Raw genomic sequence first — 12,185 nt, forward strand, 5'->3', positions numbered from 1 at the left:
GAATGGCGACAACTCTTCACTAAAGAGACACGAGCGTACCTCGCCAATAAAGAGCTTTGATATTCCTACTCTCGGGCCATGCCCGATCTCACTCCCGCAACCCTTTCCCTCGAGTTGGGAGTCTCGCAGAAGCGAATTCGCTCCGTCCTGCGCGAACAATTCGGAACGCTCGACCCGTCGACGACGCGCTGGAGCTTGAGCGAGGAGCAGGCCAATTTCGTTCGCACGCGCATCGCACGTCGCGGGGCGAATGGCACGCGCTTCACTCTCGTTGAGGGTGACCAAGTCCTGAGGCGGGCCGTCCACGGAGCGTACGGCGGCCAGCAGCAGGGCGGAATTGCGACTCCGAAGTCTCTCGGCGAAATCTTCATCTTCACTGATCCGGCGAAGGGGGCTCGCTACGGGTACGACCGTTTCGAGGGCCTGCGCGAGGACGGCTCCTACTCCTACACCGGCGAGGGTCAGATCGGCAATCAGACCTTTGTCCGCGGCAATCTGGCTCTTCGTGATGCTGCCGTTCAGAACCGCATCATCCGGCTCTTCACGGTGCAGGGGACGAGCGTGACCTACATTGGAGCGTTCACCACGGGAACTCCGACCTATCGTTTCGAGACCATCCCCGACACCGAGGGAACGCTGCGACAGGGCATCATCTTCACCCTCGTGCCGATCAGCGCCGACGTCTCGTCACTTCCCGCGTACGGCGGACGCCCGGTGGCGTCAGTGGAGCTCTCCGAGTGGTCGGCTCCGGAATCGTCTGATGTCGTCATCGCGGGTGCGGACCTCAGCCCGATCGAGGAGCGGGTGGTTTCCCGCGTGGAATTCGAGCTGCAGGCGGCCTTCGGCGAGTGGCTGGCGGAAAACGGGACGCCGCCGAGTCGGCTCACCCTTCCCGTCGGCTCCACCCGGATTGAGCCTGATCTGTACGTGAAGTCCAGCGGCTGGATCGTCGAGGCCAAGAAGTCGACTGCTCGCGCCTATGTGCGCACTGCTATCGGCCAGGTTCTCGATTACGCCCACGTCGCCAATGGCCTCGGCTGGGCGGCGGTGCCCGTCATCCTGCTGCCGGGTCGCCCCGAGTCAGATCTCCTCGAACTGATCGGACGGCTCGGGATCATCACCGCGATCCGCACGGACGACGGTTTCGACCTCGTCGATCCCTAAGCCGTCAGGAGGGCGACGGCGGGCAGATCGGCGGGTGCCCATTCCAGCGGAGTGAGGTCAGAGCGAGTAGCCCACAGCATGGAGTCATGGTCGGTGCTGGACGTGGGACGTTCCGAGGAGAGCGTTGCCCAGAAGCACGACAGCCGGATCGTGCGGGTTGAACCCGCGGTCTCATCGACGGTCAGAAGCTCGCCCACCTCGATCTCGACGCCGAGCTCTTCGCGAATTTCTCGAGCGAGCGCCTGCTCGTGCGTTTCGCCGGCCTCGACCTTGCCGCCTGGAAACTCCCACTTGCCGCCGGCGTCCTTCTCGGGCCGGCGGCGGCAGGCCAGGATGCGGCCGTCGCTCTCGATGACAGCGGCAACAACCTCGAGGACTTCCACGACTCCATCATGGGGCACCCTCACAACGAAGGTTGAAGGGCGCTATCCGCCCACTTGGGCTGCCTTCCGAGCGCTCAGCCTTCGTTTCGAGGCCAAGCCGCCCGGCATGCAGCGCCTCCGCTCGCGCTTTGACGCCCCCGCCACCCCCGTGTTACGTTCGCTCTCGGACATGTGACTGGTCGTGCAGGCAGGATCCGACGAAACGCGTACGAAGCGTCGTCGGGTCCTTTTTTTGTGCCCGGACGCCTCCTGACGCGCCGATGACGGCGCGGGGACAGCGACGGGAAGCAAGAGCAGCACGCAGCACAGCGCAGGGAAGCGCGCGTCCCCCACACACCCGAAGGAGTACCGATGAGTACCCAGGACAGCGCGAAGGCGATCCTCGAGCACGTCGGCGGCGCCGGCAACGTCTCGAAGCTGCAGCACTGCTCGACCCGCCTGCGCTTCGCGCTCGCGGACGACCAGAAGGCCGATGTCGACGCCCTCAAGGCGGTGCCCGGCGTGATCGGCGTCGTCATGGGGCCGCAGACGCAGGTCATCGTCGGCAACGGCGTCGCCGAGATGTACGCGGCGGTCGAGAAGCTGCGCGGCGGCACCGAGGCGACCACCCCGAAGACCAAGCAGCCCCGGTCGCTCAAGCGGCTGGGCGCGACGATCATGGACTTCGTCGTCAGCGTCTTCACGCCGATCATCCCGGCCATCGCCGGCGCCGGCATCTTCAAGTCGTTCCTCGTCCTCGCCTCCGCGGTGGGCTGGCTCGATCCGGCGTCCGACAACTTCAAGCTGCTGTCCGCGATCCCGGACGCGGTGTTCGGCTTCCTGCCGCTCCTCGTCGCCTACACGAGCGCCAAGAAGCTCGACGTGAACCGGCCGCTGGCCCTCGGACTCGTCGGAGTCCTGGTCTTCCCGGCCTTCACCGCGCTGCTCAACCAGGAGGGCGGCGTCGCCCTCTTCGGCATCCCGGTCCCGGTGATCGCCTACAACGCGCAGGTGTTCCCGGCGATCCTCGCGGTCCTCCTGCTCTCCGTCGTCGAGCGCTTCTTCACGAAGCACTCCTGGGGACCGATCCGCACCTTCTACGTGCCGCTGATGTGCCTCGTCATCGTCGCGCCGGCCACGATCTTCCTGCTCGGCCCGCTCGGCTACTGGCTCGGCTCGATGCTCACCGGCGCCCTGATCGGCCTCTACGGCGCGCTCGGCTGGGTGGCCGTCGCCCTCCTCGCCGGCGTCCTGCCGCTGATCATCTCGGTCGGCATGCACAAGGCCTTCATCCCGCCGACCATCGCGACGATGGCCAGCGCGGGCAAGGACACCTTCTACCTCGCCTCCTCCCTCGCGCACAACGCCGCGGAAGCCGGCTCCAGCCTCGCGATCGCCCTGCGCACCAAGAGCGCGGCGCTGCGCGCGACCGCCTTCTCCGGCGGACTCTCGGCCCTCTTCGGCATCACCGAGCCCGCCCTCTACGGCGTCACCCTGCAGAACAAGCGCGCGCTGATCTCGGTCATCTCGGGCAGCGTCGTCGGCGGCGCCTACATCGGCGCCACCCAGGTCGCCGCGTTCGCGCTGGTCAGCCCGGGTGTCGCGAGCATCTCGATGTTCATCGACGGGCTGAACCCCTGGAACCTGCTCAACGCGGTCATCGGCCTGCTGATCTCGGTCGCCGTCTCGTTCGTCGTCTCCTTCATCATCTGGCGCGACGACGCCTCCGCCAGCGTCCAGGCGCTCGGCGACGTGGTCGCGAAGGACGCCGCCGACGCGACCGCCCTGACCGCCCCGCTCAGCGGCGACGTCATCCCGCTCAGCGAGGTGAACGACCCCGTCTTCTCCGCCGGCGTCCTCGGCGAGGGCATCGCCATCCGCCCCACCGACGGCGTCGTCCGCTCGCCGTTCGCCGGCACGGTCATCGCCGTCCTCAGCTCCAAGCACGCCATCGGCCTGCGCCGCGACGACGGGGTCGAGGCCCTCATCCACGTCGGCCTCGACACCGTCCAGCTCGACGGCGTGCCCTTCGACGTGCACGTCGCCGTCGACGAGCGCGTCGAGGCCGGGCAGCTGCTGCTCACCGCCGACCTCGCGGCCATCACCGCCGCCGGCTACGACACCACCACCCCGGTGCTGATCACCAACTCGGCCGAGTACACCGTGCTCATCGAGGCCGCCGACCGCGTGTCGGCGGGCGATGCGATCATCACCGTCACCCAGAAAGAGAAGGAGCTCGCCGATGGCGCTGCCTGAGGGATTCCGTTGGGGCGGCGCACTCGCCGCCAACCAGGTCGAGGGCGCGTGGCGCGAGGGCGGGCGCGGGCCGGCCGTCAGTGACGTCGCCTCCTACAAGCCCAAGGCCGACCCCAAGGAGTACGCGATCCACCATCAGAACACGGTGGCGAGCATCACCGCGGCGATGGCGGACGACGACACCGAGTACTACCCCAAGCGCCGCGGGATCGACTTCTACCACCGCTACCCGGGCGACCTGGCGCTCTTCGCGGAGATGGGCTTCACCACCCTCCGCGTCTCGATCGCCTGGACCCGGCTCTACCCGACGGGGGAGGAGGCGGAGCCGCTCGAGGAGGGCGTCGCCTACTACCTCGCGCTCTTCACCGAGATGCGCCGCCTGGGCATCGAGCCGCTCGTCACCCTCTCGCACTACGACCCGCCGCTCGCCCTGGCGCTCAAGCACAACGCCTGGGTCGAGCGCCGCACCATCGAGCTGTTCGAGCGCTTCGCCCGCACCTGCTTCGAGCGCTTCGGCCACCTGGTCGACATGTGGCTGTCGTTCAACGAGATCGACGGGATCATCCGCCACCCGTTCACCTCGGGCGGCATCATCGAGGAGACCGTCGAGGGGAGCGTCGAGCAGGCCTGCTACACGGCGCTGCACCACCAGTTCGTCGCGTCGGCGTCGGTCACCCGGATCCTGCACGAGCTCTGGCCCGAGGCGCGGATGGGCTGCATGCTCACGATGCTGACGACCTACCCGAACACCTGCCACCCCGACGACGTCGCGGCCACCCAGGCCAAGGAGCGGATGCTCTACCTCTGCACCGACGTCCAGGCCGGCGGCGCCTACCCGCGCCTCGCCCTGCGCGCCCTCGCGGCGCGCGGCGTCGAGATCCCGTTCGCGGAGGGGGACGCGGAGCTGCTGCGCGAGCACCCCGTCGACTTCATCTCGTTCAGCTACTACATGTCGATGACGGAGTCGGTGCGCCCGGATGCCGAGCGCACCCCCGGCAACACGGTGCTCGGCGTGAAGAACCCGTTCCTGGAGTCGAGCGAGTGGGGCTGGCAGATCGACCCGGTCGGCCTGCGCATCTCGCTGATCGACCTCTACGACCGCTACGGCAAGCCGCTGTTCATCGTGGAGAACGGGCTCGGGATGCGGGACGAGCTCGTCCCGGCGGACAATGAGGGGGAGGATCCCCGCATCCACGACCCCTACCGGATCGACTACTTCCGTGCGCACTTCGAGCAGATGATCCAGGCGGTGGACGAGGGTGTGGAGCTCCTCGGCTACGTGAGCTGGGCGCCGATCGACCTGATCAGCGCCTCCAGCTCGCAGATCTCGAAGCGCTACGGGTTCGTCTACGTCGACATGGACGACCTCGGCCACGGCAGCACGAACCGGTACCGGAAGGACTCCTTCTTCTGGTACCAGCGGGTCATCGCGTCCAACGGCGCCGACCTGGGATGACCCTCCTCGCTCCACCCGGTTGCCGGGCCGCGCAGACGCCGTCGACGGAGACACGCATGCAGACCATCAAGAAGGTGCTCAATTCGAGCGTCGTGCTCGTCGTCGACGAGCGCGGCGCCGAGCGGGTGCTGCTCGGCAAGGGGATCGGCTTCGGCGCGAAGGCGGGCGAGGTGATCGAGGCGTCCGCGGTGGACCAGGTGTTCGTCGCGCTCGACGACGCCGACCAGCGGAACCTCGTCGAGCTGCTCGCGCAGATCCCGCCGGAGTTCGTCGAGCTGACCCGGGCCGTCGTCGCCGATGCGGAGGAGCAGGGGCTGAAGCTCGACCCGCACGTGTACCTCGCGCTGACCGACCACCTGCACTTCGCGGTGGAGCGGCAGCGGCGCGGCCTCGCGGTCGCGAACCGGCTGGCCTGGGAGATGCGCTCGGTCTACCCCGTGCAGTACGCGGTGGGGGAGCGGGCGGTCGCGGCGATGCGCGCGCGGCTCGGAGTGGACGTGCCGGACGACGAGGCGGCGAACGTGGCCTTCCACCTCGCCAACGCGGAGCTGGGCAAGGTCGGCATCGACTCGCTGCGGATCGTGCAGCTGATCCGCTCGGTGACCGCGATCATCCAGCACACCAGCGGGGCGGCGCTGGACCGCGAGGACCTGCGCTCGGCCCGCTTCGTGGCGCACCTGCAGTACTTCGCCGAGCGGTTCTTCTCGGGCGGGCTGCTGGTCAGCTCCGACGACTTCCTCTTCACCAGCCTCAGCACGCGGTATCCGCGGGCCGTCGCGTCGGCGGAGCGGGTGCGCGCGTTCGTGCGGGCGGAGTACGGTGCGGAGCTGCCGAACGAGGAGGTGGCGTTCCTGGCGCTGCACATCGCGCGGGCGGCGCCGGAGTAGGGCGCGTTCCCGTCCTGTCGGTCCCGACAGTCCTGTCAGTCACTACGGAGAGAGCACCATGACCCGCGGCACCGTCCACTTCGTCCGGCACGCCCAGACGCTGTTCAACGTCAACGGCCAGCTGCAGGGCTGGTGCGACTCGCCGCTGACCGCGCGGGGCGAGCGGCAGATCGCGGCGCTCGGCGAGCGGATGCGCGGGGTGCCGCTGGTCGCGGCGTTCCTGAGCGACCTGACGCGCACGCGGACCACGGCCGCGGCGGCGCTCGTGAGGCATCCGTCGATCGAGCCGGTGCCGACGACGACGCTGCGGGAGTGGCACTTCGGCGGCTTCGAGGGGCAGCCGAACGCGTCGCTCTGGGAGCCGGTCTTCGCGGACCACGGCTACTCGTACGTGCCGGCCTCGGCGGACTGGCCGCGGATGACCGACGCGGGCCTGGACAGCGTCATCGACGCGATCCACCGGCACGACCCGTCCGGGCGCGCGGACACGGCCGCCTCGGTGCGGGAGCGGGTGGAGGCGGCGCTCGCGCTGATCCTGCCGGCGGCCGAGCACGGAGACGTGCTGGTCGTCACCCACGGGACGGTGCTCGGCAGCCTCCTGCGCGCCATCGACCCCGCGCACCGGCCGCGCGCGGGCTTCCCGAACTGCGGCATCGTCCCGGTGACCGACGGCGTGATCGGCCCGATCGACGCGAGCTGCGCGGTCGACTGACGGCGGGCTGCGGGTCGGACGCCTGCGGCCGGCGGTGCTGACGGGGCGGGTCTCGATACGCCGCGTTCCGCGCCTACTCGACCAGCATGGTCGGCGGGCGCCAGTGGCGGCGGTGCTGACGGGGCGGGTCTCGATACGCCGGCTGTGCCGGCTACTCGACCAGCATGCAGAGGGCCGCGCGTTCCCCGGCTGCCGCCCGTTCATGCTGATCGAGTAGCGCGCGAAGCGCGCGTATCGAGATCCCCCCACCGCAGGCGCGTCGGCCGCCGAGGCGTCCAGCACCCGTCGAAGCGTCCCGCTGTACAGGGACGTCTCGACGGTTCAGGGACGCCTCGGCAGCGAGGGCCCCGCCCGGTCACCCCTTCAGCGGGTCGTTGCCCCAGTTCATCAGCGAGTAGCGCCACTTCGTCTCCGTGACGTCGCCGGAGGGGCGCTGCTTCGAGTGCCGGGCGACGTAGCCGGTGACCTTCTTCATGTGCGCGTAGTCGTCCTCGCTGAGGTCGGCCTGCTTGGTGCCGAGGATGTCGATGATCCGGCGCCCGCTGTGGTGGCCGACGGACTCGCCGCCGCTGGCCGGCTTCTGGCCGACCTCCTTCGACTCGTCCTTCTCGAGCCAGGACTCGATCTCCTTGGCCGTCATGTTCACGGCGTCGTGGAAGTCGTCGCGGATCCCGCGCTTCTCGTCGTCGGTGGTGTCGTCGCTCATCGTGCTCGCTCCTCGGGTCGGTACCGCTCCACTCGAGCGCCCCGCGGGCGAGAGGTCAAGCCCCGTGCCATCCGCGGGCACGCGCGTAGCGTCGGGAGTCAGCCGTCCGAGATCACCCACGCACAGGAAGAGGCCTCCATGCCCTCACACAACACGCTCGTCCGCAGCCTCCACGACCTCGGCGCCGCCGCCTGGTTCGGCGGGTCCCTGATGGGCGCCGTCGGCCTGAACGGCGCCGCGTCCACCTCCTCCGACCCGTCCGAGCGCCTGCGCCTCGCCGCGAACGGCTGGGCCCGCTGGACCCCCGTGCAGCTCGCCGCGATCGCGGCCCACGGCGTCGGCGGCATCGGCCTGATCCTCGCCAACAAGACCCGCCTGGCGAACCAGCAGGAGAGCCGCACCAACACGGTCGTGAAGACGATCGTCACCGGTCTCGCGGGCGCCGCCTCCGTCACCGCCGCGATCGCCGGCGCGACCCAGGCCAAGCACGCCGACGAGGGCGCGAAGGGCGTCACCGAGGCGTCGGCGAGCAACTCCGACGAGCTGACCACCGCGCTCCGCGTCCAGAAGGTCACCCAGTGGGCGATCCCCGTGCTGACCGCCGTCATCATCATCCTCGGCGCCCAGCAGGGCGAGCAGCAGCGCCCGGTGAAGGGCCTCTTCGAGACGACCGCCCGGATGTTCCGCAAGTAGCCGTCCGCGTCGGCGCGGGGTCAGTCCAGGCGGCTGGCCTCTGCGCCGACGTGCCAGCCCTCGTCCTTCACCCAGCTGAACCCGAGCGCGCACTGGTGCGGGACGACTCCCGGCTGCGGCACCGTGTGCAGGGAGACGCTGAAGGGCGTCCGCACGATCGCGTCGTAGATCGTCACGTCCGGATCCGTCCCGACCAGCTCGGAGCAGTACCGCGTGATCGTCGCCCGCTGCTCCGCCGTGTCGGCCGGAACGAGCTCGGCGATCGCCGCGTCGTCGTCGAGCACGGGCAGCAGCCGGGCGACCAGCACCCGGCCGTCGCCCTCCGGAGGCACCGTGCCCGCCGTCGGGTCGCCCCAGTCGCTGAGCGCGAGCGCCACGAGCCCGGCGGGAATCGCGATCAGCACGGCGACCACGCCGCAGATCACGAGGGCGCGGCGCCGGGGGTGTCTCGATGTCCCGGTCCTGGTCGCCGCTTCGGCCCGTTCGCTCACGTTCGGAGGCTAGGCCCTCGTCCACGTGCGAGCGTCCAGCTCACCGGGTCACACGGCGAAACACCCCGTCATCGGGGGTAGTGGGCTTCGCTCGCGAGCGTCCGGGCAGCACCCTGGATGCACGCGGGATCCGGTGCGTGAACACCGGCTCCCGCCGCCATCGCGGCGTGCCCGAGAGGCCAGGGAGCGGTCTGCAACACCGCTGACGCGGGTTCGAATCCCGCCGTCGCGTCGATGGGGAATCGGATCGCGCCTATGCCCTCGGGCGCGCTGCCTCGAACGCCGCGACCACGTCTTTCGGGAGCCGCCCGCGCACGCCGACCTCGTGACCGTTCGCCAGCGCCCAGCTGCGGATCTCGGAGGGGGACGCCGTCGATCGCGCCGGGGACGGCACGGCGACGATCACGTCGGAAGGCCGGGAGCGCGGCGCGGCAGGCGTTGCCCGCGTCTCCGGCTCGGCGGACGAGCGTGCCGGCTGGAGGTGCTTGAGGAGGATCTCGAAGGTGTCCGGATGGACGATTCGGGTTCCGTGCTCGAGGGCGCGCTCGTGCTTGCCGCCCGAGAAGGATCCGTCCGCCACGAGGACTGCCGTCAGGCGGGAGACGTTGCCCAGCACCCGGACCCCGAGCTGCTCGGCGCGTCGTTCCAGCTTCTCGCGCTGACGCTCGTCGCAACCGGTGAAGGCGACGCGGTCGCCGACATGGAGGGGAGCTCCGTGCGCCCAGATCCGGGGGAGCGGCCCGAGCCCGGCACTCAGCCGGGTGATCCGCGCGGTGTCCGCGCGCTCGATGAGGGTCTTGACCGAGTTCGCGGGGACGGAGAGCAGTTCAGCGAGGGCCAGGAGCTGCTGACGTTCCGACTGCGACACCCGGCCGTCGTCGAGGGCCCGGTGCGCGAGCGCCTGCAGGAACGCCGTGTGGGCGGATGCGACGTCCGCCGCGGAGAGGCCGAACGTCCGGGTCAGCTCATCGAGGGCGGACGCCTCCGACACCGAGAGGTCGCCGTCGGTGAGGCAGTCGAGCAGCAACTCGAGGTAGGCGATCGTCCCGACCGGCGCGCCCTCGTCGATGAGCTCGAGAAGGCCGACGTTCGTCAGCTGCTGCACGAGGGGCTGCTGCTCAGGGCGCTTCGGCGTGATGCGGACGGGAGCGCTCCGCCGTGCTCCGGCGTCGCGGCGCCGCGAGACGGCGGCTCGAGAGGGCGCGCTCGGCCAGAGCGGTGTGCGCGGAAATGCGGCCAGAGTCGGATGCGGGCGTCGACGATCGGCGGTGAGGTAGCTGCGGAGCAGTGCTGCCGTGGCGCGTGCGTCACCGAGTGCGGAGTGGGCGTCGACCAGCTCGACGCCGGCACCCCAGCAGCAGTCGGCGAGACGTCGGCGCTGAAGGTCCGGGAGGTAGTGGTGACTTCCGTCCATGGTGCAGAAGGTCGACAGCCTGGGGACCACCCATCCCGCCGCCTGGAACTCCTCGTGGAGGAAAGCCGTGTCGAACTTCGCATTGTGAGCGACGATCGTGACTCCGCCGAGTGCGGCGGCGATGGTCGGGGCGAGGTCGCGGAAAAGCGGTGCGCCGGCGACGTCCGACGCCCGGATGCCGTGGATGTGGGTGGCGCCGACCGGTCCTTCAGGATCGAAGCGGGAGACCCACTCGTCGACCACGACTCCCGCCGCATCGGTGCGGACGATCGCCAATTCGAGGATGCGGTCCTGTCGTGGGGACAGGCCCGTCGTCTCGACGTCGATGACGGCGAAGGCGGGAACCCCTGCGCCGCTCGTTCCCACCGGCTTCTCGGGCGTCTGCCCTGTCTCCAGCAGACTCAGAAGCCACTTCACGATCCCCACAGATGTCCCCCTCGTCGAGTGCAGGTCTTCATGCTGGCAGACAGCGCCGCGCGTCCTGGCTGCGAGAGAGCACTTCTGCTCTCAGTCATCGTGCCGTTGCGCCGTCGCGGCTAGAACTTCTTCTTTGTGGAGTCGACCCGTTCACGCACGACTGAGCGCATAATGCCTACCCCGCCTCGTCCAGCGGGACCTGGAGAACGTCGTGACTTCAGCCGAGTACGGCTTTGCGGTCGGCGTATTCCGCCGCCAGTCGTTCGATCCCCGTCTCATGGCCGACGCAACTGGCGACCGTGTCCGGGTCGATCCCCAGGGTGTACCGGATCTGCTGTCCGGCCGCTTTCTGCTCGGGCGAGGCCTCTGAGAAAGTCGTGTAGAAGGCATCGCGGAAGGTCGCCGCATTCGCCATCGCGTCGAGCGTCGGAAGTTCAGAGAGGTAGCTGCTGCGGACATGTTCTAGCTGATCACCTACGGCATCGGGCCAGAAGACGCTCGGATCGTCGAGAAGAGTGAGTGTCTGGCGGTTGAGTTCGAGCCGCCGTGCCGCCACGGCTCGCACAGCGGTCGCATCAGGATCGCCACCATTCAGCATCTCGTCTTCGCCTGCGGCGAATGCGTCCGCCAGCTCGCGGATGGCGATGTTGTTCGGGCAGACGAGATCGAGATAACGGTCGGCGGCTGTCACGTCGTCGAGTTGCACGACAGCTGGAGAAGGACTGGCGGTCGCTGAGGCCGCGGGGGCGCTCGGCTCGGAAGAAGAGGTAGTCACCGAGACTTCAGGAGTACAACCGGCGAGGAGGAGGGCTACGCCGCTGAGAGCGGTGAGCCAGGTGATCGACTTCTTCATGATTTCCTCGAGTTGGACGCGGATCGTGGAGGAGACGCGAAGAGGGCGAGGACGCCGAAGCATCCCCGCCCTCCTTCCGCTCGTCGTTACGGAGTGGCGGTGCAGAGCGCCGACGCGAAGGCGCCGGTGCTGGTCTGCTCGGCGAGGACCTCGCCGTCGAGCGTGATCCTGCAGGTGATGTCACCGGCGTCGTCCGCGCCGTTCGTCCCCGTGAGAGTGAAGCTCTGGAAGGTGAAGTCGCCGCCGGTCTGGACCGTCAGCTCCTTGGTGAAGGGGAGCGCCTGGCCGGTCGCCTGCTCGGTGCCGGCGGTGCTGCCGTCGAAGGTCGAGTAGACGACGGACGCGTCGGTCGAGGCGCCGGACACCTCGTAGACGAGGGTGCGCTCCACCGCTGCCTCGGCCGAGCTCTCGGCCTGGGCGGTCTCGATCGCGTTCGAGACGCCGGTCGCGAAGCCGGCGGTGTACACGATCGCCAGGATGATCGAGAGGATCAGGGCGATCACGTTCAGGACGGTTCCGGCGATGGCCGTTCCGCGCTTGCGCCCCTTGAGGAAGAGCGCAATGACGCCGAGGACCAGGCCCACGAAGGCGAGGAAGCCGGAGACGTAGTTGACGAAGGGGATCACGGCGCCGACGAGGGCGAGGATTCCGATGATGAGAGAGGCGAGGCCGAGACCGTTGCCGGTCTTGGGGGAGGCGGGCCCGGAAACGGGCGCGCCGAAAGCGGCGGGATTCTGCTGTGTCATCTGCGGAGTATGACAGAACCTGGCAAGC

At 69.3% G+C, this 12,185-nt stretch carries 12 protein-coding genes and 1 tRNA gene; 7 read left to right on the forward strand and 6 right to left on the reverse strand.

Translation table 11 applies throughout. The annotated features are described in order from the left end of the window. Positions 1-78: 78 nt before the first annotated feature. A complete protein-coding gene (locus EDF35_RS15165; RefSeq protein WP_133962934.1) occupies positions 79-1,164 on the forward strand; it encodes a hypothetical protein in 1,086 nt (361 codons plus the stop codon). Here the strand turns inward: EDF35_RS15165 and EDF35_RS15170 are convergent. Then, positions 1,161-1,547, reverse strand: coding sequence for a (deoxy)nucleoside triphosphate pyrophosphohydrolase (locus EDF35_RS15170; RefSeq protein WP_133962935.1), 387 nt, complete (start codon positions 1,545-1,547; stop codon positions 1,161-1,163). The two genes, EDF35_RS15165 and EDF35_RS15170, sit on opposite strands and share 4 nt — an antisense overlap. A 351-nt stretch (positions 1,548-1,898) precedes the next feature. On the opposite strand from EDF35_RS15170, the gene EDF35_RS15175 reads away from it, so the two are divergent. Genes EDF35_RS15175 through EDF35_RS15190 form a run of 4 tightly spaced genes read left to right on the forward strand, consistent with a single transcriptional unit; the run spans position 1,899 to position 6,837 of the window. Then, positions 1,899-3,782 (forward strand): beta-glucoside-specific PTS transporter subunit IIABC, encoded by a 1,884-nt coding sequence (locus EDF35_RS15175; protein WP_133962936.1) that lies wholly within the window; start codon positions 1,899-1,901, stop codon positions 3,780-3,782. After that, positions 3,769-5,238, forward strand: a complete 1,470-nt coding sequence (locus EDF35_RS15180) for a family 1 glycosylhydrolase (RefSeq protein ID WP_133962937.1) — start codon at positions 3,769-3,771, stop codon at positions 5,236-5,238. The genes EDF35_RS15175 and EDF35_RS15180 overlap by 14 nt, the downstream gene beginning before the upstream one ends. Positions 5,239-5,294: 56 nt before the next feature. Next, on the forward strand, positions 5,295-6,125 hold the full coding sequence (locus EDF35_RS15185) for a PRD domain-containing protein (protein ID WP_123705439.1): 831 nt from the start codon (positions 5,295-5,297) through the stop codon (positions 6,123-6,125). Between the two features lie 58 nt (positions 6,126-6,183). Beyond that, positions 6,184-6,837, forward strand: a complete 654-nt coding sequence (locus EDF35_RS15190; protein WP_133962938.1) for a histidine phosphatase family protein — start codon at positions 6,184-6,186, stop codon at positions 6,835-6,837. 355 nt (positions 6,838-7,192) lie between these two features. On the opposite strand, the gene EDF35_RS15195 is transcribed toward EDF35_RS15190, so the two are convergent. Beyond that, complete coding sequence (locus tag EDF35_RS15195) at positions 7,193-7,543, reverse strand: DUF3140 domain-containing protein (protein WP_123705437.1); 351 nt, start codon at positions 7,541-7,543, stop codon at positions 7,193-7,195. Positions 7,544-7,681: 138 nt separating this feature from the next. On the opposite strand from EDF35_RS15195, the gene EDF35_RS15200 reads away from it, so the two are divergent. Further along, a complete protein-coding gene (locus EDF35_RS15200; RefSeq protein ID WP_133962939.1) occupies positions 7,682-8,236 on the forward strand; it encodes a hypothetical protein in 555 nt (184 codons plus the stop codon). A gap of 20 nt (positions 8,237-8,256) precedes the next feature. On the opposite strand, the gene EDF35_RS15205 is transcribed toward EDF35_RS15200, so the two are convergent. After that, complete coding sequence (locus EDF35_RS15205; RefSeq protein WP_133962940.1) at positions 8,257-8,727, reverse strand: hypothetical protein; 471 nt, start codon at positions 8,725-8,727, stop codon at positions 8,257-8,259. A 161-nt stretch (positions 8,728-8,888) separates the two neighbouring features. Here EDF35_RS15205 and EDF35_RS15210 point away from each other — a divergent pair. Next, positions 8,889-8,959 (forward strand) — tRNA-Cys (locus tag EDF35_RS15210). Positions 8,960-8,980: 21 nt separating this feature from the next. On the opposite strand, the gene EDF35_RS15215 is transcribed toward EDF35_RS15210, so the two are convergent. The 3 genes from EDF35_RS15215 to EDF35_RS15225 form a co-directional block, all read right to left on the reverse strand. Next, a complete protein-coding gene (locus EDF35_RS15215) occupies positions 8,981-10,567 on the reverse strand; it encodes a histone-like nucleoid-structuring protein Lsr2 (RefSeq protein WP_133962941.1) in 1,587 nt (528 codons plus the stop codon). 208 nt (positions 10,568-10,775) lie between these two features. Continuing rightward, positions 10,776-11,411, reverse strand: coding sequence for a hypothetical protein (locus EDF35_RS15220; protein ID WP_133962942.1), 636 nt, complete (start codon positions 11,409-11,411; stop codon positions 10,776-10,778). Between the two features lie 86 nt (positions 11,412-11,497). After that, entirely contained in the window at positions 11,498-12,157 is a 660-nt protein-coding gene (locus EDF35_RS15225; RefSeq protein ID WP_133962943.1) for an MmpS family transport accessory protein, read from the reverse strand. Positions 12,158-12,185: the final 28 nt, after the last annotated feature.

The sequence above is a fragment of the Rathayibacter sp. PhB151 genome, assembly GCF_004366415.1.
Lineage (GTDB): Bacteria > Actinomycetota > Actinomycetes > Actinomycetales > Microbacteriaceae > Rathayibacter > Rathayibacter festucae.

Coding starts and splice junctions, on each gene's coding strand:
- EDF35_RS15165 (WP_133962934.1), top strand. CDS start 79: ATGCCCGATCTCACTCCCGCAACCCTTTCCCTCGAGTTGGGAGTCTCG.
- EDF35_RS15175 (WP_133962936.1), top strand. CDS start 1,899: ATGAGTACCCAGGACAGCGCGAAGGCGATCCTCGAGCACGTCGGCGGC.
- EDF35_RS15180 (WP_133962937.1), top strand. CDS start 3,769: ATGGCGCTGCCTGAGGGATTCCGTTGGGGCGGCGCACTCGCCGCCAAC.
- EDF35_RS15185 (WP_123705439.1), top strand. CDS start 5,295: ATGCAGACCATCAAGAAGGTGCTCAATTCGAGCGTCGTGCTCGTCGTC.
- EDF35_RS15190 (WP_133962938.1), top strand. CDS start 6,184: ATGACCCGCGGCACCGTCCACTTCGTCCGGCACGCCCAGACGCTGTTC.
- EDF35_RS15195 (WP_123705437.1), bottom strand. CDS start 7,543: ATGAGCGACGACACCACCGACGACGAGAAGCGCGGGATCCGCGACGAC.
- EDF35_RS15200 (WP_133962939.1), top strand. CDS start 7,682: ATGCCCTCACACAACACGCTCGTCCGCAGCCTCCACGACCTCGGCGCC.
- EDF35_RS15220 (WP_133962942.1), bottom strand. CDS start 11,411: ATGAAGAAGTCGATCACCTGGCTCACCGCTCTCAGCGGCGTAGCCCTC.
- EDF35_RS15225 (WP_133962943.1), bottom strand. CDS start 12,157: ATGACACAGCAGAATCCCGCCGCTTTCGGCGCGCCCGTTTCCGGGCCC.